Origin of the sequence: Amycolatopsis sp. (assembly GCF_025464955.1) — a bacterium.
GTDB lineage: Bacteria > Actinomycetota > Actinomycetes > Mycobacteriales > Pseudonocardiaceae > Amycolatopsis.
The window spans coordinates 22,410-43,437 of sequence record NZ_JAODNM010000137.1 but is presented as its reverse complement, the minus strand read 5'-3'; the positions used below and the strand labels follow the sequence as shown (position 1 = coordinate 43,437).

The window sequence follows — 21,028 nt, the reverse complement described above, 5'->3', positions numbered from 1 at the left end:
TGAAACGACGGTTCGAAGCGGTCGATTTCCCGACACGCTACGCGCCGGGTCCGACACTTCGTGGCAACTTGGGTGCATGAAGGTTTTCGGTTCCGACGACTGGTCCTGGTTGAACCCGCCCGCGTCCTGGGAGGCCGGCGACGGGCTGTCCGTCACGACGTCGCCCCGCACGGACTTCTGGCGCACGACGCACTACGGCTTCATCCGGGACACCGGCCACGCGCTCGGCCGCACGCTGACCGGGGAATTCACCCTCACGACGACGTTCTCGGGCGCGTACACCGACCTCTACGACCAGGCCGGGGTGCTGCTGCGGATCGACGAACGTAACTGGGTCAAGACCGGGATCGAATACGTCGGCGGCGAGCAGCTGCTCAGCGTCGTCGTGACAAGGGACGTCTCGGACTGGTCGGTGGTCTCGCTGCCGGGTTCACCCGGGTCGGTGACGATCTCGGTGGATCGCACCGGCGACACCGTCACCGTTCGCTACGGCGTCGAGGGGGCGGAGCCGGTCACCATGGCGCGTCTCGCGTACTTCCCCGCCGAGCCCGACGTGTTCGCCGGAGTCATGTGCGCGTCCCCTGACGGCAACGGTTTCAAGGTCGACTTCGCGAACGTCGACATCACCCAGCGCTGAACCGCAACTCGACGGCGAGTTGCGGTACTTAGCGTGCGCAACTACCGCAACTCGACGGCGAGTTGCCGGCGCTACCAGGTTTCCGGGGGCTCGACGAACGCCCTGGCGAGGTCCCGGCTGAGCTTCAGCGCTTCCTTCGCCCACGTCTCGGTCGCGCCGGCGAGCCCGCAGGTCGGCGTGACCGCGGCTCTGGTGGCGAGGAACTCGCGGTCGAAGCCGAGCCTGTCGACGAGGTCGAGCGCCGGCTTGGCGACGTCGTGCAGCTGGGGGCTTTGCTCCGGGGCGAGCGACGGGACCAGGCCGAGCGCGAACACCGTGCCGTCGTCCCACGCCTCACCCAGCGCGTCGAGGAGCCGGGCGTCGGTGATGTCGGCCAACGTGAGGTCGAGCGAGAGCACATCCGCGCCGGCCGAGCGCAGCAGGGGAATCGGCGGTTCGGCGGCGCAGCAGTGCACGATCACCGGCTGCCCGGTGATGGCCTTCGCGCCCTCGATCACCGTCGCGAGCAGCGCGCGGGCCTCCGCGGCCGGCACCGAGCGGACCGTGCCGTAGCCCGACGGCGTCGACAGCGAGCCCGCCAGGACATCGGGCAGCGTCGGCTCGTCGAACTGGACCATCACGGGCGCGCCGACGCGGGAGGTCAGGTCGGCGACGTGCGCGGCGAGCCCGGAGAGCAGCGACTCGGCGAAGTCGCGCAACGCGCCTTTGTCCGTGAGGACGCGGTGTCCACGGGCCAGCTCGACCCCGGCGGCCAGCGTCCACGGCCCGGCGAGCTGCGTCTTGACGACCGGTAGCGCGAGCCCGGACCGCTGCGACGCCTCCTCGAACGCGTCGAGGTCCCACTGGAGGAAGTCGTGGGCGCGCCGATGGACGCGGCCGGGGTGCGCGGTGACGCGGTAACCGCTGGGGACGACGTCGACGGCTATGTCGACCAGCCGCGCCGCCGTCCGGCCCAGCATGTCGGCCCCGACGCCCCGCGCGGGCAACTCGGGCAGGTACGGGATCTCCGGCAGCTCGCCGAAAACGACGGCCGCCGCCTCGATCGGGCGCTCACCCGGCATCGAACCGATACCGGTGGCGACGCCGACGGGCCAAGCTTGGTCATTCACATCCGGCATCATCCTTGGTCGGCGCGGCCGGACGCGCGCGGCCCCACGCTGGACCGGACATTCGCCGCGTATCAGGGATCCGGGTCCACGGCACGCACGCGGCCACTACGCTTCCCCCGCATGACGAACCCTCCGCCCCCGCCAGGCTGGTACCCGGATCAGCAGGCACCCCAGCTGCTCCGGTGGTGGGACGGGCGCACGTGGACGTCGAGCACGCAGCCCGCGCAGCAGGCTCAGCCCCCGCAGCACGCACCCGCCGCCTATACCAGGCCGACCGGCGGGACGCTGTTCAGCGAACCCGTGCTGCTGGTGAACCAGCGCGCGAAAATGTTCGAGCTGACCAACGAGTACACCGTGAGCAATCAGGCAGGCCAGCGGATCGGCAGCATCATCGAGGTCGGCCAGGGCGGGATGCAGAAAGCGATCCGGTTGTTCACCAAGTACGACCAGTTCCTCACGCACAAGTTCGAGATCCGCGACGCCAGCAACAGCACGATGTTCAAGGTCATGCGGCCGGCGAAGGTGATCAAGTCGAAGTTCCTGGTGACCAGGGCCGACGACTCCCCGATCGGCGAGATCGTGCAGGCGAACGTCTTCGGCAAGATCCGGTTCGACTTCACGGTCAACGGACAGCCCGTCGGCGCGATCACCGCGGAAAACTGGCTGTCCTGGGACTTCGAGGTCACCGACCAGGCAGGCAACCAGATCGCGCGGGTGGACAAGAAGTTTCAGAGCCTGTTCGACAGGAGGTGGTCGACGGCGGACAACTACGCGGTGCACATCCCGCGTCCGCTGCAGGATCCGCTGGCCACGCTGGTCGTCGCCGCCGCGCTGACCATCGACACGGCGTTGAACCAGGACGCCCCGCCCGAAAACCGCTTTTGACAGTGCTGGTGGGGCCCCGGGTGCGGGGACCCCTCAGGGCCACCTTGGTGGCGTTGTGGCCCGCGCGCCAGCGACTCGGGGGACGTTTAGTACAAATCATTTGTATCGGGGGACGTTTCGTACACAACGGCACCGGACCAGCCAGCCCCAGCAGCCACGCTGAACCACGACGCGCCGATGCACGACCGCCGCTTTTGACAGGTGACGTGCGTCTCGCAGGCTCTCAGTAGACACTTGGTCAATAACGGGTCAAGGTGTTTACGGGGAACGATGACGAGGAGGTCTCGCACAGTGGAGCCGTTGAGCGAAGACACCGGGCGCGACTGGACCGAACCAGGGATCTACTCGGCCGCGCCGGGGGTGTACCGGATCCCGCTGCCGCTGCCGAACGACGCGTTGCGCGCGGTCAACGTGTACGCCATCACCGATGGCACCGAACTGGTGATGATCGACTCCGGATGGGCGCTGGACGCCGCCCGTGAGCAGCTCGCGACGGCGTTGAAGGGCATCGGCGCCCAGCTCGGGGACATCAGCCAGTTCCTCGTCACCCATGTCCACCGTGACCACTACACGCAGGCTGTCGCGCTGCGACGGGAGTTCGGCAGCAAAGTCGCGCTGGGTGCGCTCGAGGAGCCGTCGCTCAAAATCTCCGCAAACCCGGACGCTTTTGGCATGTTCGCGCAGATCGAACTGCTTCGCCGCAGTGGCGCCGACCTCGTCGTCGAGGCGCTGGGCAGGATGTTCGACGGGTTCGAGCGCACGGACATGGGCGACTGGGAAGACCCCGACGAGTGGTTGACGCCCGGGCGTCGGACTGTGCTTCCCGGTCGTGAGCTCGACGTCGTCCACACGCCCGGCCACACCACCGGGCACGTCGTGTTCGTCGACGGTGAAGCCGGCCTGCTGTTCTCCGGCGACCACGTCCTGCCACACATCACGCCGTCGATCGGCTTCCAGCCCGCGATAGCCGACCTGCCGCTCAACGACTACCTCGACTCGCTGCGCCTCGTCCGGGCCATGCCCGACACACGCCTGCTGCCCGCGCACGGCCCAGTGTCCGAAAGTGTGCACGAAAGGGTGGACGAACTGCTGGAACATCACCGGCAGCGGCTGGAAACCATGGGTGCGAAGATCCTCGGCGGCGCGACCACGGCGTACGAGACAGCGGCGAGCCTCGGCTGGACAAGGCGGCTACGCAAACTGTCCGAAATGGACGCGTTCAACCAGACGCTCGCCGTGCTCGAAACCGGCGCCCACCTGGACTTGCTGGTCTCGCAAGGAAAACTCGCCGCGGCGGAGGTTGACGGCGTACGGCGATACACCGCGCCCTAGCGCTGGAGCCGGTGCGGGTTTCGGGGCGACTCGGAGCGCCGGACGAACACGGCCCGCTTCTCTTCCCCTTTAAACATATAGCCGATAGGGGGACTTGCGGCAAGACCCCGGTGACGGCCCAGAATCATGGCTCACCTTCGAGTTGCCGTCACCGGGGAGTTTCATGCGTGTCTTGCTGTCCACGATCGGGTCACGTGGCGAAGTCCAGCCGGTGGTGGGGCTGGCGTTGGAGCTGCGGGCACTCGGCCAGGAGATCCGCGTGTGCGTGCCGCCGGACTTCCGCGAGTGGATCGAGGGCCTCGGGATCCCCGTCGTGCCCATCGGCCCCGAAGTGCGCCACACCGCGAAGGCAGGCCAGCAGGTCGTGCCGTCCAAGTTCACCCCGGAACAGCGGCTTCAACTGCTGGAAGCCACCATCGCCAACCAGTTCACCACCATCTCCGCGGCAGCCGAGGGCTGCGACGTCATCGTGGCTGGTGGAGCGATGATGATGGCCGTCCGCTCGATCGCCGAACAGCTCGGGATCCACTACGTCTACACGAGCTTCTGCCCGGTGACACTGCCGTCCCCGCACCACGCGCCGCTCCCGATGTTCGGACCGCTGCCGACGTCCCAGACGCCGGACAACCTCACGCTGTGGGCCGAGGACGCACAGCGCTGGAACGAGAGCTCCGGCGTCGCGCTCAACTCATACCTGGCGTCAGCAGGCCTGCCCGCGGTCGCCGACGTGCGGGACCACATGTTCACCGGCGCGCCCTGGCTGGCCGCCGACCCGACGTTGGGGCCGTGGCCGCGTCCCTCGGACTTGGACGTCGTGCAGACGGGCGCCTGGATTCTGCCGGACGAGAGTCCGCTTTCGCCCGAGCTGGAGGCGTTTCTCGATGCCGGCGAACCACCCGTCTACTTCGGCTTCGGCAGCATGAGCGCGGCGGAAGGCCTCGGCCGGGAGATGCTCAAATCGGCGCGCGAACTGGGCCGGCGGGCCGTCGTGGCGCGCGGCTGGGCCGGCCTGTCGCCGCTGGACGACGAACCCGACTGGCTCTCCGTCGGCGAGGTCAACCACCACGCGCTCTTCACCCGCGTCGCCGCCGCCGTCCACCACGGCGGGGCAGGCACCACCACCGCAGCCGGCCGGGCCGGCGCGCCCCAGGTCATCGTTCCGCAGAAGTACGACCAGCACTACTGGGCCGGCCGAGTCGACCAGCTCGGGATCGGCACCGCACACGCTCCCGGCGTCCCGACCGCCGACTCGCTGGCCACGGCGCTGGAGCGCGCGCTCCGACCCGAGGTGACATCCCGCGCCAACGACGTCGCCGCCAACGTCCGCACCGACGGCACCACCGTCGCCGCGCAGCGCCTGATGGCACTGGGCTCGTAGCGACGGCGCTGCCATAATCAAAGCCGTGACCGAGATCCGGCAGGCCATCCGCGAAGACGTCGAGCCGATCGTGCGGCTGCTCATCGACGACCAGCTCGGCGCGAGCCGGGATTCGGTCGACGACCTCGGCCCGTACCTCAAGGCGTTCGAAGACATCGACGCCGACCCGAACCAGCTCCTGATGGTCGCGGACCTCGATGGTGCCGTCGTGGGCACGTTCCAGCTCACGTTCATCCCCGGGCTGTCCCGCAAGGGCTCGCTACGCGGCCAGATCGAAGGCGTGCGGGTGCACTCCGGCCAGCGCGGCAGCGGCCTCGGCGGGACGCTGATGAAGTGGGCGATCGACGAGTCGCGCCGACGCGGCTGTGTGCTGGTGCAGCTGACCTCGGACATGTCCCGGGTCGACGCTCACCGCTTCTACGAGCGGCTCGGCTTCGTCGCCAGCCACCAGGGCTTCAAGCTCGCTCTGTAGCCGCCCTACGCCGTGGAGGCGATCTTCGCGCTGCCGAGGACGATGTCGCCATCGGCGTGCGGCCGATACAGCACGGCAACCTGGCCGGGGGCGACACCGCGGAGCGGCTCGCGCAGCTGGATGCGGACGGTTCCACCGATCGCCTCGGCGACGGCCTCTACCGTGCCGCCGTGGGCGCGCACCTGCACGACACACTCGGTGGGCCCGTCCAGCGGACGCTCGTTCGGCCAGATCGGCCGGTCGGCCTCGATCACCGCGACGCCGAGATCCTCCGCGGAACCGACCTTCACCGTGCCCGAAACCGGCTCCAGGGACAGCACGTACCGCGGCCGTCCGTCGGCGGCAGGCGCCTCGATGCCGAGTCCCTTGCGCTGCCCGACGGTGAACCCGTGCACGCCGGTGTGCTGCCCCAGCACCGCGCCGGTTTCGGCGTCGACGAGCGCGCCGGGGTGCTGGCCGAGCTTGCCCTCGAGGAACTTCTTCGTGTCGCCGTCCGGGATGAAGCAGATGTCGTAGCTGTCGGGCTTGTTCGCGACGGACAGTCCGCGCGCCTCGGCCTCCGCCCGGACCTCGGTCTTCCACGAGCCGCCGAGCGGGAAAATGGCGTGCCGCAACTGCTCCGGGGTCAGCGACGCGAGCACGTACGACTGGTCCTTGCCGTCGTCGGCGCTGCGCCGCAGCTCGGGCGCACCGTCCACAGTGGCCAGTCGCGCGTAGTGGCCGGTCGCGACGGCGTCGAACCCGAGCGCCATCGCCTTGTCCAGCAACGCTTCGAACTTGATCTTCTCGTTGCAGGTGACACACGGGTTGGGGGTGCGGCCGGCGGCGTACTCCCCGACGAAGGTCTCGATGACCTCTTCGGTGAACCGCTCGGCGAAGTCCCAGATGTAGAACGGAATGCCGAGGATGTCCGCGGCCCGCCGGGCGTCGTGGGAGTCCTCGATCGTGCAGCAGCCCCGCGAACCCGTGCGCAGCGTGCCGGGCTTGGCGGACAGTGCGAGGTGCACACCGACGACCTCGTGTCCGGCGTCCACCGCGCGCGCGGCGGCCACCGCCGAATCCACGCCCCCGCTCATCGCGGCCAGAACTCGCATTCCCCTACACCTCCACCTTTTCTTCGGCACTCTTGACTGTCTTCTGCTTACGCATCCCCGCCAACCCGGCCTGCCTGGCGCGGCCGACCACCCCGCCGATCTCCCCAGCGAGCGCGTCGACGTCGGCCTGCGTCGAGGTGTGGCCGAGGGAGAACCTCAGCGAGCCCCGCGCGGCGGCCGGATCGGCGCCCATCGCGAGGAGGACGTGGCTGGGCTGGGCGACGCCTGCCGTGCAGGCCGACCCCGTCGAGCATTCGATTCCCTTGGCGTCCAACAACATCAGCAGGCTGTCGCCCGCGCAGCCGGGGAACGTGAAGTGGGCGGTGCCGGGCAGCCTTTCGGCCTCGGCGGCGTTGAGCACCGCGTCGGGCACCTCGCGCCGGACAGCAGCGACAAGGTTGTCACGCAACGCGGACAGCCCCTCGGCGTGCTCGCGCTGCCTGCCGACGGTGACCTCGATGGCGGCGGCGAACGCGTGGATCGCCGGGACGTCCAGCGTGCCGGACCGGACATCGCGCTCCTGCCCGCCGCCGTGCATCAGCGGGGTGCACGCGGTGTCCCTGGCCAGCAGGAGCGCGCCGACGCCGTACGGACCGCCGACCTTGTGCCCGGTGAGCGTCAACGCGCTGACGCCGCTGGCCCCGAAGTCGACCGGAACCGCGCCGACGGCCTGGACGGCATCGGTGTGCATCGGGACGTCGTACTCGGCGCAGACGGCGGCCAGTTCGGCGATGGGGTTGATGGTGCCGACCTCGTTGTTCGCCCACATGACGGTGACCAATGCCACAGCATCGGGGTCGCTCTCGATGGCCGCACGCAGGGTTTCCGGCGAAACCCGGCCCTGGTCGTCGACGTCGAGCCAGGTCGGTTCGGCGCCCGCGTGCTCGGCCAGCCACTGGACGGCGTCGAGCACGGCGTGATGTTCGACGGCTCCGACCAGGATGCGGCGGCGCGCGGGCTCGGCGGAGTTTCGCGCCCAGAAGATGCCCTTGACCGCGAGATTGTCGCTTTCCGTGCCGCCGCCCGTGAACAGAACCTCGGACGGGCGAGCGCCCAGCGCGGCTGCTATGACTTCGCGTGCTTCTTCGACTACGCGCCGTGCGCGGCGTCCGGAGGAATGCAGGGCAGAGGCGTTGCCCACAGTGGACATCGCCTCGGTCATCGCCGCTATGGCTTCGGGCAACATGGGAGTCGTCGCCGCGTGGTCGAGATAGGTCATCGCTGCCCCAGGATAGTCCCTCCGGCTCACCCCTTGGCGGGCCACCGACCCGTCAGGAAGACGCCGAGCGCCGCGATGCCCAGCATAGCGACAGTGAGAGCCGCGACAGCGGGCGAAGGATGGCTCGCCGAAGCCAGCGCCGCGAGCAGGACTCCGCCGAGACCGACGGTCAGCGCCGAACCGACCCAATCGCCGAGCTGCATCGCGGACATGGTGAAGCCGCGCTGGTCCTCGGGCGAGAAACGCAGGAGCAGCACCGAAATCGCGGGCATCGCGAGGCCCATCCCGGACCCGCCGATCAGGCAGGCCGCGAACGCCGGCCAGCCGGGGAACCAGGGCTGCGAGACGAAAGCGAAGATCACCAGCCCGGCGGCGACCAGCACGAACCCGAGGCGCAGCGAAGCCTCGCGGGACCAGTCCAGCCGGCGGCCTTGCAGCGCCGAGGCGCCGGACCAGCCCAGCGCGGTGATCGTCAGCGGCAAACCGGCGAGCGCCGGGCTGTAGCCGTGGACCGTGCTCATCGTCAACGGCAGGTAGGCCTCCATGCCGGTGTAGGCGCCGCTGATGAGCGCACGCGACGCGACGACCGTCGGCAGGCCCGGGCGGGAGGTCAGCGTGCCCGCCGGCAGGAGTTTGCGGAGCGACAATCCCAGCGCGACCAGGCCGGCCGCGCCGTAGCCGAGCGCCGGCAGCGACGGATGCTGCGCGGCCCAGCTCAACGCGGCAACGCCGAGCGCGGCCGAGACCGCGGCCGGGACACCGGCTCGCTGCGTCCGCTCGCCCGGCCGGTGCTCCGGGAGCCGCCGGATGACGGGCACCAGCAGCGCGACGGCCAGGACCACCAGCGGCACGAGCCCGAGGAAGATCCATCGCCAGCCGACGGTCACGGTCAGTACCCCGGCCACCGAAGGCCCGATCACCGCGGGCAGGACCCAGGCGGCGGCGTTGGCTGCGTAGATCACCGGGCGTTCGCGGTCGGCGTAGGTCAGCGCGATGAGCAGCGAGACGGACACCAGGAGCAGGCCGGTGCCGAAGCCCTGGAGCACGCGGCCGAGCAGCAACATCGGCATCGCGTTTGCCGTCCCGGCGACCAGCAGGCCCGCCGTGAACAGTGCCGGGCCGGCGAGCAGCGCCGGCGCCGGGCCGCGGCGGTCGCCGATCCGGCCCGAGAGGACGGTCGCGACGACGCTGGCGATCAGCGACGCGGTGAACGGCCAGGAGTAGAGGCTCTGGCCGTGGAGATCGGCAACCATCGTGGGCATCGCGGTGGCCACGCCCATGGTTTCGAACGCGACGAGCGTCACCACCAGAAGCAGGCCGACCGTGGTGGTGCGGTGCTCCGGCGTCCACAGCACGCCGCGTCGGGGTTCGGTGATCGTCACCCTCGAACCCTGCAACCTCCAGCCCACTGGAAGTCAACCCGGCGGGCCATCCGGCATCGCAACTCGACGGCGAGTTGCGATCGTTGCAGGCATCAACTACCGCAACTCGACGGCGAGTTGCGGTCTCTCAGTGTGGGGCGAGAGGGGCGGCTGGGGCGGGTGGGAGTGGGAGTGGCGCCGGGGTGCGGCGGCGGGACTGGGAGGGGATGCGGACGGTGCCGAGTGCGGCGTGCACGGCGGACTCCGCGAGCTCGGCGAGTTCCCGGCGGTCGGCGGCGCGGCCCGGCGCGATCTCCGGGCAGACGTACACCTCGAGCACCAGGCCGCGCAGCGCGGCGACGCGACGCAGCGAGGCGATCAGCGACTCGGGGCCGATGAACGCCGGACGACTGGTCTCCCGGCCGTCGGCGAGCCGGTAGCGCAGCGCGATCGGCCGCACGGGCACGCCGCCGTCGATCGCGGCCTGGAACGTCGCGGTGGTGAACTTCCCGGACGCCAGCCCGCACCAGGTGGTGCCCTCGGGGGTGACGTTCACGAGCGCGCCGCCGCGCAGCGCTTCGGCGAGCTCCGCCATCGTCCCCGGCAGCGTCGAAAGCTTCTCGCGGTCGAGGAAAATGCTGCCGCCGCGCGCCACGAGCCCGCCGAGCACCGGCCAGCTCGCGATCTCGGACTTCGCCAGCGCGCGCATCGGCCGCACGGCGTTGACGGCGACGATGTCGAGCCACGAAATGTGGTTGTTGACGACGAGCGCGCCACGCCCGGCGTCCGGGAAATCCCGGTCGCCGTTGACCACGAGCCGAACCCCGAAAGCCCGCAGCAGCGCGGAAAAGATGAGCCTGACGAACCTGATCCGAGCACGTCCCCGCAGCAGGACGAACGCGGGCGAGACCGGAAGCGTGAGCAGGACGACCCCGACGGCGGAGAACATCCTGAACGCCTGACGCACACGGCCGACGGTCGGCTCTCCGGTCGTCAGGCAGGCGTCGCCGCAGGGTGCCTTCGGCATCCAGGCGTGGCTCACGAGCCTGTCCCGAGGAAGAACTTCAGGTAGCGCTCGTCGACGTTCTGCAGGTCGAGAAGGACGAAGAAGTCGGCGACGCCGAACTCGGGATCGTGCGCCGGCGGTCCGCAGACCTTGGCACCGAGCCGCACGTACCCCTTGATCAACGGCGGGAGCGTCGCGCGGGAAGGCCGCTCGATGCCGTCCGCCGACCACGGGTTCAGCGGGGTGACGAGCTGGGACTCGGGGGCGAAGTGCTTCCTGCGCAAGACATCCCACACGCCTGCGGCATGGCTGCCGCCGTCGGCGAGCGGCACGGAGGCGCAGCCGGCGAGGTAACGGTGTCCGGACAGCAGCATGTAGCGCGCGATCCCGGCCCACACCAGGCTGACGACGCCGCCGCCGCGGTGGTCGGGGTGGACGCACGACCGGCCGGTCTCCACCAGCGAGCCGCGCAGTCCCGCGAGGGCGGTCAGGTCGAATTCACCGTCGGAATAGAGGCGGCCGGATTCACGGGCGCGCTCGGGCGGGAGCATCCGGTAGGTGCCGACGATCTCGCCGCTGTTGTCGTCCCGGACGACCAGGTGGTCGCAGAACGCGTCGAACTCGTCGACGTCGAGTCCTGGCCGCGGCGAATGCAACGTCGCGCCCATCTCCTCGGCGAAGACCTGGTAGCGAAGTCTTTGTGCGGCAACGACTTCATCGTTGTCATGGGCTACGAGGAGGGAGTAGCGGGGCGCGTCGGCCGGGAGGGATACACCCGGCTGATCGGTGCTGACGAGGACCTGTGACGACGTCATGCCCTAGGTGTACTCGCCGTAAAGAAACGTACGCGTGGGCGATCCGATGACCGAATAGTGCACGTTAAGTAAATTGCGGGTTCTCAGGTTCCTCACAGGTACGTGAAGGCCACCTTCACAACGGATTACGCAATGAAGGTGGCCTTCACGTCCAGTCGCCCTCAGCCCTTGCGGGCAGTGACGGCTTCGGTCAGCTGCGGGGCCACGTTGAAGAGGTCGCCCACGACACCGAAGTCGGCGATCTCGAAGATCGGCGCCTCGGCGTCCTTGTTGATCGCGATGATCGTCTTGGACGTCTGCATGCCGGCGCGGTGTTGGATCGCCCCGGAGATGCCGAGCGCGATGTACAGCTGCGGCGAGACCGTCTTACCGGTCTGGCCGACCTGGAACTGCGCCGGGTAGTAACCCGAGTCCACCGCGGCACGCGAAGCGCCGACAGCGGCACCGAGCGAGTCGGCGAGCTTCTCGATGACGTCGAACTTCTCCGACGAGCCGACCCCGCGGCCACCGGAGACGACGATCGACGCCTCGGTCAACTCGGGACGGTCGCCGCCGATGATGGGCTCGACACCGGTGATCCGAGCGGACTTCGCCGGGTCGACGGCGGGCAGCTCGACGGCTTCTTCGGCAGCGGCGCCATCGGACGCCTCCGCCTCGACGCCGCCGGGACGCACCGAGATGATCGGCGTGCCCTTGGCGACCTTCGACTTCACCGAGAACGCGCCACCGAAGATGGACTGCTCCACGGTGCCGTCGGCGTTGATGCCAACGACGTCGATCAGCAGGCCGGAGTCGAGCCGGGCGGCGAGCCTGCCCGACACCTCCTTGCCCTCGGCGGTGGCGGCGACCAGCACGGCGGCCGGGGAAGCCTTCTCCACCAACGCGGCGAGCGCGTCGACCTTCGGGGTCACCAGGTACGCCGTGGCGTCCTCGGACTCAGCGACGTAGACCTTCGCCGCGCCATAGGACGCGAGCGACTCCTTCAGCTTGCCCGCGGTGCCGGGCGCGCCGACGACGACCGCGGACGGCTCGCCGAGCGCACGGGCCGCGGTGAGCAGCTCGAGGGTGACCTTCTTGACCGCACCGTCGACGTGGTCGACGAGAACGAGTACTTCAGACATTCTGCGTCTCCTGTCTCAGATGAGTTTCTGGCCGACGAGGTACTCAGCGACCTTTGTGCCGCCGTCGCCCTCGTCCTCGACGCGCTGACCGGCCGTGCGCGGCGGCTTCGGGGAAGCCTCGACGACGGTCGACCACGCGTTGGCGAGACCGACCTCGCCGGCGTCCAGGCCCAGGTCGGCGACGGTGTACGTCTCGACGGGCTTCTTCTTCGCGGCCATGATGCCCTTGAAGGACGGGTAACGCGGCTCGTTGATCTTCTCGGTGACGCTGATCAGCGCCGGGAGGGTCGCTTCGAGGTGCGTGAGGCCCTCGTCTGCGGTCTCGCGGTCGACCTTGACGGTCGTGCCCTCGACGGACAACTGACGAGCGTGGGTGAGCTGCGGGAAGCCCAGCAGCTCGGCGACGATCGCGGGGACGGCGCCACCGCGGCCGTCGGAGGCCTCGTTCCCGGCGATGACCAGGTCGACGCCCTCGACCTTGCGGATCGCGGCGGCGATGACCTTGGCCGTGGCCAGCAGGTCGGAGCCGTGCAGCGCCTCGTCGGTGACGTGGATCGCCTTGTCGGCGCCCATCGAGAGGGCCTTGCGGATGGCATCGGTGGCGCGCGACGGACCGACCGCGAGCACGGTCACTTCGCCTTCGCCAGCTTCTTTGATCTTCAGCGCCTCTTCGACCGCGCGCTCGTTGATCTCGTCTAGGACGGCGTCGGCGGATTCACGGTCCAGAGTGTGGTCCGTGCCGGAGAGCTTGCGCTCGGAATAGGTGTCGGGCACCTGCTTGACCAGGACAACGATATTCGTCATGGGTCTTCTTCGACCTCCCGCTACTGGAGCGCGTTCACGCCCGGACAGGGCTCTACTGGCCGGTAGATTATGGGCAAACGGCGGCCGTGGCTTGCTGAGGTGACCGCATTCACCTGGATGCACGTTTTATCGGGACGATCGTCCCGATACTTGCCGGGTTGGGCCATTCGAGGATTCCTTAGCCCGGTCGGCTTAACGGTGGGGCTACTGCTGGTAGGTGGTTAAGCGTTAACCTCCCCGACCATGCCCGCCCACGTCACGGTCATCACGGACTCGACCTCCTGTCTGCCCGACCGGTTAGCCGCCCAATGGGGCGTCAAGGTAGTGCAGCTCCAACTGCACATCGATGGTCACGTCGACGACGAACACCGGTTCGCCCGCGCCGATCTGATCCAGGCGATCAGGGACTTCCGGGCGGTCACCACCACCCCGCCCGACATCGGCGCGTTCTTCTGGGCCTACCAGGAGGCCGCCGCCTCCGGCGCCTCGGCGATCGTGAGCATCCACCTGTCCGGCCGGATGTCCCAGACCGCCGACGCGGCCCGCGAAGCGGCCACGCAGGTCTCCATCCCCGTCTACGTACTCGACAGCGCCACGCTGGGCATGAGCATGGGCTACGCCGCCATCTCGGCCGCCCGCGCGGCCGCGGCCGGGGCCGACATCCACCGGGTGCTCGACACCGCCCAGAACCGCTGCCGTACCGCCACCGAACTTCTCTACGTCGACACCCTCGAATACCTCCGGCGCAGCGGCCGCATCGGCTCCGCCCAGGCGATGCTCGGCACGGCGTTGTCGATCAAACCCCTGCTCATCGTCAAGAACGGCGAGGTGTCGCCGCACTCGAAGGTCCGCGGCACGAAGCGCGCGATGGCGAAGATGGTCGAAGTCGCCACGAAAGCGGCCGGGAACCTGACCGTCGACCTCGCCATCACCCGCTTCGGCGCGGAAGACGAACTGGTCGAAGTCGCCAAACAGATCGGCAAGCGGATCCCGAACGTGCGCGACAGCCACCTCGTCGACGCGAGCGCGATAATCGGCGCCCATGTCGGCCCTGGGGCGTTGAGCATCACAGTGTCGCCGGTGAGCTGAGCCCCGCGGCCCTCGGGATAGGGTCGCGGCGTGACGACGCGATCCAGGGCCGAAGCGCTGCACCTGACCGGGGAACGCACCGTGCCGGGCATCGCCGAGGAGAACTATTGGTTCAGGCGGCACGAAGCCGCCTACCTCGAACTGCTGCCGTACTGCGTGGACGCGACGGTCCTCGAAGCGGGCTGTGGCGAAGGTTACGGTGCCGCGTTCATCGCCGCCCGCGCGCGGCGGGTGGTCGCCCTCGACTACGACCGGCCCGCGATCGAGCACGTGGCGGTGCGGTATCCCGAAGTCGAGCCCGTCCGCGCGAACCTGGCGGTGCTGCCGCTGCGTTCGTCCACAGTGGACGTCGTGGCGAACTTCCAGGTCATCGAACACCTCTGGGACCAGGACGGCTTCCTCGCCGAATGCTTCCGTGTGCTGCGGCCCGGCGGACGGCTGCTGGTCACCACGCCGAACCGGATTACCTTCACGCCGGGGCGCGACACCCCGCTGAATCCTTACCACACCAGGGAACTCGCAGCGTCCGAATTGGACTCGCTGCTGCGCGCGGCAGGGTTCTCCGTCGAACGCCTGCACGGCCTGCACCACGGCCCGTCGCTACGCGCTCTCGACGCGGCGTACGGCGGGTCGATCATCGACGCGCAACTCGACGTCGTCATGGGCGAGCTCCCCGGCCAGGCGAAATGGCCCCCGGCGCTGCTCGCCGACGTCGAAGCGATCAGCGCGGCGGACTTCATCGTGCACGGCGAAGACGTCGACACGAGCCTCGACCTCGTCGCGGTGGCGGTGCGGCCGTGAGCGAAATCGAAGGCAGTTTCTGCCTGGTCGTGCACAGCCATCTGCCGTGGCTCGCGCACCACGGATCCTGGCCGGTGGGCGAGGAATGGCTCTACCAGGCCTGGGCACACACCTACTTCCCGATGGTCGACCTGCTGCGGCGGTTCGCCGACGAGGGCAAACGGGACGTGCTGACCCTCGGCGTCACGCCCGTCCTCGCCGCGCAGCTCGACGATCCGTACAGCCTGCGCGAGTTCCACAGCTGGCTCGGGAACTGGCAGCTGCGCGCCCAGCAGGCGTCGACGCTGTGGCGCGGCGACCCGCTGACGCGCGACCTGGCCGCCAGCGAGTACCAGGCCGCGACACGAGCCGTCGAAGAGTTGGAAACCCGCTGGCGGCACGGTTTCTCGCCGATCCTGCGGTCCCTTGTGGACGCCGGGACGATCGAGCTGCTCGGCGGTCCGCTGACACACCCGTTCCAGCCACTTCTTGATCCGCGGGTGCGGTCCTTCGCCCTGCGCGGCGGCCTGGACGACACGGCGTTGCGCATCGGACGACGCCCGGAAGGCATCTGGGCGCCCGAATGCGGGTACGCGCCGGGCATGGAAAACGACTACGCGGCGGCCGGTGTCCAGCGGTTCATGGTGGACGGACCGTCGTTGCGCGGCAACACTTCGGCTGCCCGTCCGGTCGGTTCGTCGGACGTCTACGCGTTCGGTCGCGACCTCGAAGTGACGTACCGTGTGTGGTCGCCGAAGGCCGGGTACCCGGGACACGCGGCATATCGGGACTTCCACACGTGGGATCACGAAGTCGGCCTCAAGCCTTCACGCGTGACGGGGAAGCAGGTCGAGCCACCCGACAAGGAGCCCTACGATCCCGCGCTCGCGGCCGACACACTTCGCTTGCACGTCAAGGACTTCGTCGAGACCGTCGTCGACAGGCTGCGGTCGCTGCGCGCCGAGCACGGCCGCCCGCCGATGGTCGTCGCGGCGTACGACACCGAACTTTTCGGACACTGGTGGCACGAGGGCCCGGCGTGGCTCGAAGGGGTGCTGAGGGCGTTGCCGGAGGCCGGGGTCAACGTCACGACGTTGCGCGGCGCCCTCGACGCCGGCCACGTCGGCGCGCCGATCGACCTGCCGGCGTCGTCGTGGGGCTCGGGCAAGGATTGGCGCGTCTGGGACGGCGAGCAGGTGGCCGACATGGTGACGGCGAACACAGAACTGCAGGGTCGGCTGCTGGCCATCGCCAGCAACGGCACGGCCCGCGACCCCGCCCGCGACCAAGCTGCCGCCGAGGCCATGCTCGCGCTGTCGAGCGACTGGGCGTTCATGGTCACCAAGGATTCCGCCGCTGGTTACGCCCGTGACCGCGCCCGCGTCCACACCGAACGGTTCGACGCGCTGGCGTCGCTCATCCGAGCCGGTTCGCACGAGCGAGCCGCGCAACTCGCCGTCGAGTTGCGGTCGCAGGACGGCCCCTTCGGCCACCTCGACGCGCGTAACCTGTGATCAAGACTTCCTCCGAAGGGCACAAGAACTTGAGCATCAACGACATCCCCGTGACGACCATCACCGACGAACCCACCACCCTCGGCGCACTCGGCGGCAAAGCGCTGCTCGTGGTGAACGTCGCGTCGAAGTGCGGCCTGACGCCGCAGTACACCGGCCTCGAGAAGCTGCAGGAACGCTACGCGGACAAGGGCTTCTCCGTCGTCGGCTTCCCGTGCAACCAGTTCGCCGGGCAGGAGCCGGGCACGGCCGAGGAGATCCAGACGTTCTGCTCGACGACGTACGGCGTGAGCTTCCCGCTGTTCGCCAAGATCGACGTCAACGGCGAAGCCCGGCACCCGCTCTACACCGAGCTGACGCAGACCCAGGACGCCGAGGGCGAGGCCGGCGACGTGAAGTGGAACTTCGAGAAGTTCCTGATCAGCACCCACGGCGAGGTCATCGGCCGGTTCCGTCCGCAGACCGAGCCCGAGGACGAGGCCATCGTCAAGGCCATCGAAGCCGCCCTCCCCGCCTGACACTGGTCCCGCCTCGTGAGTGTTCTGGCCGGTTCTAGACGGCCGGAACACTCACGAGCGTGCCGCACCAGCCGCCCCCGCGACGCCGAGTGAACTCGTGAGTAACCTCCTTCCATGCGCGTGCTGATGTTGTCGTGGGAGTACCCACCGGTCGTGGTCGGCGGCCTGGCCAGGCACGTGCACGCACTGGCCTGCCATCTCGCCCGGTCCGGGCACGAGGTGGTCGTCCTGTGCCGCCACCAGGCCGGGACCGACGCCGAGACCCATCCGACGACCGACCACACGGCCGAGGGCGTGCGGATCATCCGGGTCGCCGAGGATCCGATGCACCTGGTCTTCGAGCGCGACCTCATCGCCTGGACGCTCGCCATGGGCCACGCGATGGTCCGCGCCGCCACCGACCTGCTGCGCGACTGGCGGCCCGACGTCGTCCACGCGCACGACTGGCTGGTCACGCACCCCGCCGTCGCCGTCGCCGACGCCGCCGGCGTGCCTCTGATCGGCACGATCCACGCCACCGAGGCCGGCCGTCATTCCGGCTGGCTGACCCACCCGCTGAACCAGCAGGTCCACTCCGTCGAGTGGTGGCTGGCGAACCGGGCGGACGCGCTGATCACCTGCTCGCAGGCGATGCGCACGGAGGTCTCGCACCTGTTCGAGGTCGAACCCGCCGACATCACCGTGATCCACAACGGCATCGAGGAACGCAGCTGGCAGGTGCCGCGCCGCGAGGTCACCCGCGCCCGCGCGATATACAGCCCGTCCGGGGCGCCGCTGCTCCTTTACTTCGGCAGGCTCGAATGGGAGAAGGGTGTCCAGGACCTGCTGGCCGCGCTGCCGAGGATCCGACGTCGGCACCCGGGCACGCGGGTGGTTGTCGCGGGCAAGGGGCGGCACCACGTCGAGCTCGTCGAGCAGGCGCGCAAGCTGCGGATCCTGCGCGCGGTCGACTTCGCAGGGCACCTGACGGACCGTGAGCTGCGGGCAGCGCTCGCGGCGGCCGACGCCGTCGTCCTGCCAAGCCGGTATGAGCCGTTCGGCATCGTCGCACTCGAAGCCGCCGCCGCGAAGGCGCCGCTGGTGGCGTCGACAGCGGGTGGGCTCGGCGAGGTCGTCGTCGACGGCGAAACCGGGCTGGCCTTCGCGCCCGGCGACGTCACCGGGCTGGCGAACTCGGTCGACGCGGTGCTCAGCGACAAGCCTGCGGCCCTGCGCCGGGCGAAAGCCGCCCAAGCCCGCCTGTGCGTGGACTTCGACTGGGGCAAGATCGCCGACGCGACCGCCGAGGTCTACCGGAAGGCACGGACCCACGAGCCGATCACGCTCGGCAGGCCGAAGATCGCCACCGGCAACGCTTTCGAAGACTAGAGCTTGGGGAAAACACTCGCCGCGACTGTGCGGGCCAGACCGCACACGGAGTTCCCGTTGCCGCCTGTGTCGACCGCTTTGACGTCGGCGGTCTCGACCTTTCCGGCGGCCGCGGGCTGCTCGGTGTGGCCGATGCAGAACCCGCCGGCCACGGTGATGGACGCCTGACGACCGCCGATGGTCTCGTGCGCCGCGTTGGACGGCGTCGAGATGCCGAACGTCAGGTCAACCGTGCCCCGGATGCAGCTGTGGCCGGTGAGCGCCGGTTTCGCCGAGCCCGAGCCGAGCCCGTCGGTCGCGGTCAGCAACGGGCACGGCTCGAGCCCGCCGAAGGAATGCGGAGCGAAGTTCAGCCGCCGGACCTTGTCCTGTGTCGCCGCGGCAAGCACTCCGGCCACCGCGGCATCGGCCTTGTCGCAGCGGACCTGCGGCGCGGCCGCGGCCTGGTCGGCGACGCCGACGGTCAGCCTGACTCCGTCGGCGAAGGTCACGTCGCGGATGCAGGACTGTGCGTCGTTGTACTCGTCCGTCTGGACGCGGACACCGGCAGGCAGCGCGGACGCCTTGTAGTCGTACGGCTTCAGCGACGGGTCCGCGTCCGACGAGATCGGACCGATGACGACGACCAGACGCGCGGTTCCCTCGACCAGCTGCGCGCGGCAGTCCTCGTAAGAGGAAATCGGCGCCTGCTTTCCGGCGCCGGTCACGCCAGGAAGGTCGAGCAGACTGCAGTAGTCGATGGTGCGGTACTCGCCAAGCGCCGCTACGGACGTCAGTGGAGCGGCCGGCGGAGCCGAGCATCCGGCCAGGAGTGACGCGCCGCAGACAACGACGACCAGCCGGGTGATCCGCACCGCCGGATCATCTCAGAAAACCGGGAACGTGACGCCGTATTCGGACTCCGGACGCGTACCAAAGATGCGCCGGTCGGCCTCCGCGATCGCGACGTCGTTGATGCTGGCCTCGCGGCGTCGCATCAGGCCCTCGTCGCTGAACTCCCACAACTCGTTGCCGTAGCTGCGAAACCACTGACCGTCGACGTTGTGGGACTCGTACTGGAACCGCACGGCGATCCGGTTGCCGCGAAAGCCCCACAGCTCCTTGCGGAGCGCGTAGTCCAGCTCACGGTCCCACTTGCCACTGAGGAACTCGACGATCTGCGCCCGCCCGACGACGTGCTGATCGCGGTTGCGCCAGACGGAATCCTCGGTGTACGCCAGCGAGACCTTCTCGGGGTCGCGAGTGTTCCAGGCATTCTCGGCGGCCTGGACCTTCTGCGCGGCGGTCTTCTCGTCGAACGGCGGAAACGGCGGACGCGGTGTCATCAAGGACTCCCTCACTTGCGGAGAACCGGCGTTCTCCCGTGCCGCCAGCTTAGAGAACCACCGTTCTCAGCGCTAGGGGGTGGCGGCGATTCCCTCCGGGCCACGACATGGCGACCCTCGCAGTGCGTTCAACGCACCTACGGTGACCTTGAGGGGGGTCGGGGTGGTCCTGTCCAAAGCAACTAGGGCAGCGACGGCGTGAAGGCCTAGTTGAGTGCGCCTTACGCCCTGAAGGTGGCCTTCACGACACGTCACAACGCCACACCAGCCACATCAGCCCCGCCAGTGACAGCAACACGACGCGACAGGCCTCGGACCCCCTTGCGCGTGCACCCACTCGCACCGGTCCTTGCTGCAGTAGAGCCGAACCCGCCACCTCAACCGGCCAACCACCCGACATCCTCAAGTTCCAGGCATTGGCGTTCAACGCACTCAAAGTTCGCTTCGCCGCAGCCGCAGCCCTACCGCAGCAGTGCGGCAGCGGCGGAACGGCCGATCTGCCGCAGGGCGGCGGGCTCCATGCCGGTCTTGCTCAGGAATTCCACGCCCTGCTGGACGGCGAACAGCAGGCGGCCGAGGTCGCGAGGCACCGTACCCGCGGGCAAGTCACCTTCGGCAACAGCCAGCGCGACAATGTCGACAAGTAGATCTTCGACAGCCTGGTACGTCTTCCTGGCGCAGGCGAGCACCTCGTCGTCCAGCGCGGCCAGCTCAGTGGAGCTGTTCGCGAGGAGGCAGCCCCGCGTCGCCTCCTGCACATCACCCCCGGCCGGCTCAGGCACGTCGAAGGCTGCCCGCAGACGTTCGACCGCGGAACCCTCGCCGGCGAGCGCCTCTTGAATACCGACAACCCGCTCGCCCGCGTAGATGCCGAGGGCCTTGAGGAACAGCTGGTGCTTGTCGCCGAACGCCCCGTACAGGCTCCCTTTGCCCAGGCCGGTGGCCTTCATGAGGTCGTCGAGGGACGTCGCCGTGTAGCCCTTCGCCCAGAACTCGTCCCGGACAGCCTCAAGCACTTGGGCTTCGTCGAACTTCCGAGGTCGTGCCATGCGGCCATGCTAGACCAACTTGACCGATTGGTCCATAACTTGGGTAATGGACCGTATGGTCAACGTCGTCATCCCCGGCTTCGTCTCCGGCTGCTCGGCCTGGATCACCGGCAGCTCCCTCGTCGTCGGCGGCGGCGGCGACCAGATCGCTG

The 21,028-nt window shown here is 69.2% G+C and carries 21 protein-coding genes; 10 read left to right on the top strand and 11 right to left on the bottom strand.

Annotated features, from left to right (window positions below; all coding sequences use genetic code 11):
- Nucleotides 1-76 precede the first annotated feature (76 nt).
- On the top strand, nucleotides 77-637 hold the full coding sequence (locus JWQ81_RS35295) for a DUF1349 domain-containing protein (RefSeq protein ID WP_297548412.1): 561 nt from the start codon (nucleotides 77-79) through the stop codon (nucleotides 635-637).
- Nucleotides 638-708: 71 nt separating this feature from the next.
- Here the strand turns inward: JWQ81_RS35295 and JWQ81_RS35290 are convergent, their stop codons facing one another.
- On the bottom strand, nucleotides 709-1,746 hold the full coding sequence (locus tag JWQ81_RS35290) for a methionine synthase (protein WP_297548410.1): 1,038 nt from the start codon (nucleotides 1,744-1,746) through the stop codon (nucleotides 709-711).
- Between the two features lie 120 nt (nucleotides 1,747-1,866).
- On the opposite strand from JWQ81_RS35290, the gene JWQ81_RS35285 reads away from it, so the two are divergent.
- The 4 genes from JWQ81_RS35285 (at nucleotide 1,867) to JWQ81_RS35270 (ending at nucleotide 5,813) form a co-directional block, all read left to right on the top strand.
- On the top strand, nucleotides 1,867-2,631 hold the full coding sequence (locus tag JWQ81_RS35285) for a phospholipid scramblase-related protein (RefSeq protein WP_297548409.1): 765 nt from the start codon (nucleotides 1,867-1,869) through the stop codon (nucleotides 2,629-2,631).
- Between the two features lie 291 nt (nucleotides 2,632-2,922).
- Nucleotides 2,923-3,963, top strand: coding sequence for an MBL fold metallo-hydrolase (locus tag JWQ81_RS35280; protein ID WP_297548531.1), 1,041 nt, complete (start codon nucleotides 2,923-2,925; stop codon nucleotides 3,961-3,963).
- Nucleotides 3,964-4,126: 163 nt separating this feature from the next.
- The gene (locus JWQ81_RS35275) at nucleotides 4,127-5,341 is read left to right on the top strand and encodes a glycosyltransferase (RefSeq protein WP_297548407.1); all 1,215 of its coding nucleotides are present in this window, start codon (nucleotides 4,127-4,129) and stop codon (nucleotides 5,339-5,341) included.
- Between the two features lie 25 nt (nucleotides 5,342-5,366).
- Complete coding sequence (locus tag JWQ81_RS35270) at nucleotides 5,367-5,813, top strand: GNAT family N-acetyltransferase (RefSeq protein WP_297548405.1); 447 nt, start codon at nucleotides 5,367-5,369, stop codon at nucleotides 5,811-5,813.
- Nucleotides 5,814-5,818: 5 nt separating this feature from the next.
- Here JWQ81_RS35270 and mnmA read toward each other — a convergent pair whose 3' ends face one another.
- The 7 genes from mnmA to JWQ81_RS35235 form a co-directional block, all read right to left on the bottom strand.
- On the bottom strand, nucleotides 5,819-6,907 hold the full coding sequence (mnmA, locus tag JWQ81_RS35265; protein WP_297548403.1) for a tRNA 2-thiouridine(34) synthase MnmA: 1,089 nt from the start codon (nucleotides 6,905-6,907) through the stop codon (nucleotides 5,819-5,821).
- A 4-nt stretch (nucleotides 6,908-6,911) separates the two neighbouring features.
- Nucleotides 6,912-8,126, bottom strand: coding sequence for a cysteine desulfurase family protein (locus tag JWQ81_RS35260; RefSeq protein WP_297548401.1), 1,215 nt, complete (start codon nucleotides 8,124-8,126; stop codon nucleotides 6,912-6,914).
- Between the two features lie 26 nt (nucleotides 8,127-8,152).
- Complete coding sequence (locus JWQ81_RS35255) at nucleotides 8,153-9,508, bottom strand: MFS transporter (RefSeq protein ID WP_297548399.1); 1,356 nt, start codon at nucleotides 9,506-9,508, stop codon at nucleotides 8,153-8,155.
- Nucleotides 9,509-9,635: 127 nt separating this feature from the next.
- On the bottom strand, nucleotides 9,636-10,529 hold the full coding sequence (locus JWQ81_RS35250) for a 1-acyl-sn-glycerol-3-phosphate acyltransferase (RefSeq protein WP_297548397.1): 894 nt from the start codon (nucleotides 10,527-10,529) through the stop codon (nucleotides 9,636-9,638).
- Nucleotides 10,526-11,308, bottom strand: coding sequence for a GNAT family N-acyltransferase (locus tag JWQ81_RS35245; RefSeq protein WP_297548395.1), 783 nt, complete (start codon nucleotides 11,306-11,308; stop codon nucleotides 10,526-10,528). Before JWQ81_RS35245 ends, JWQ81_RS35250 begins: the two co-directional genes overlap by 4 nt.
- Nucleotides 11,309-11,469: 161 nt before the next feature.
- A complete protein-coding gene (locus tag JWQ81_RS35240; protein ID WP_297548393.1) occupies nucleotides 11,470-12,429 on the bottom strand; it encodes an electron transfer flavoprotein subunit alpha/FixB family protein in 960 nt (319 codons plus the stop codon).
- A gap of 15 nt (nucleotides 12,430-12,444) precedes the next feature.
- Nucleotides 12,445-13,233 carry an electron transfer flavoprotein subunit beta/FixA family protein gene (locus JWQ81_RS35235; protein ID WP_297548391.1) on the bottom strand — a complete coding sequence of 263 codons (789 nt, stop codon included), beginning with the start codon at nucleotides 13,231-13,233 and terminating at the stop codon, nucleotides 12,445-12,447.
- Nucleotides 13,234-13,476: 243 nt separating this feature from the next.
- Here JWQ81_RS35235 and JWQ81_RS35230 point away from each other — a divergent pair, with 243 nt between their 5' ends.
- From JWQ81_RS35230 to JWQ81_RS35210, 5 genes are all read left to right on the top strand, one after another.
- On the top strand, nucleotides 13,477-14,322 hold the full coding sequence (locus JWQ81_RS35230; RefSeq protein ID WP_297548389.1) for a DegV family protein: 846 nt from the start codon (nucleotides 13,477-13,479) through the stop codon (nucleotides 14,320-14,322).
- 30 nt (nucleotides 14,323-14,352) lie between these two features.
- Complete coding sequence (locus JWQ81_RS35225; protein WP_297548387.1) at nucleotides 14,353-15,123, top strand: class I SAM-dependent methyltransferase; 771 nt, start codon at nucleotides 14,353-14,355, stop codon at nucleotides 15,121-15,123.
- Complete coding sequence (locus tag JWQ81_RS35220) at nucleotides 15,120-16,616, top strand: glycoside hydrolase family 57 protein (protein WP_297548385.1); 1,497 nt, start codon at nucleotides 15,120-15,122, stop codon at nucleotides 16,614-16,616. Before JWQ81_RS35225 ends, JWQ81_RS35220 begins: the two co-directional genes overlap by 4 nt.
- Before the next feature lie 29 nt (nucleotides 16,617-16,645).
- The gene (locus JWQ81_RS35215) at nucleotides 16,646-17,134 is read left to right on the top strand and encodes a glutathione peroxidase (protein WP_297548383.1); all 489 of its coding nucleotides are present in this window, start codon (nucleotides 16,646-16,648) and stop codon (nucleotides 17,132-17,134) included.
- A 114-nt stretch (nucleotides 17,135-17,248) separates the two neighbouring features.
- The gene (locus JWQ81_RS35210; protein WP_297548381.1) at nucleotides 17,249-18,502 is read left to right on the top strand and encodes a glycosyltransferase family 4 protein; all 1,254 of its coding nucleotides are present in this window, start codon (nucleotides 17,249-17,251) and stop codon (nucleotides 18,500-18,502) included.
- Here the strand turns inward: JWQ81_RS35210 and JWQ81_RS35205 are convergent.
- The 3 genes from JWQ81_RS35205 to JWQ81_RS35195 form a co-directional block, all read right to left on the bottom strand.
- Nucleotides 18,499-19,356, bottom strand: a complete 858-nt coding sequence (locus JWQ81_RS35205; RefSeq protein WP_297548380.1) for a hypothetical protein — start codon at nucleotides 19,354-19,356, stop codon at nucleotides 18,499-18,501. The genes JWQ81_RS35210 and JWQ81_RS35205 overlap by 4 nt on opposite strands.
- 12 nt (nucleotides 19,357-19,368) lie before the next feature.
- Nucleotides 19,369-19,827, bottom strand: coding sequence for a nuclear transport factor 2 family protein (locus JWQ81_RS35200; RefSeq protein WP_297548378.1), 459 nt, complete (start codon nucleotides 19,825-19,827; stop codon nucleotides 19,369-19,371).
- Between the two features lie 461 nt (nucleotides 19,828-20,288).
- Complete coding sequence (locus JWQ81_RS35195; protein ID WP_297548377.1) at nucleotides 20,289-20,876, bottom strand: TetR/AcrR family transcriptional regulator; 588 nt, start codon at nucleotides 20,874-20,876, stop codon at nucleotides 20,289-20,291.
- Nucleotides 20,877-21,028 lie beyond the last annotated feature (152 nt).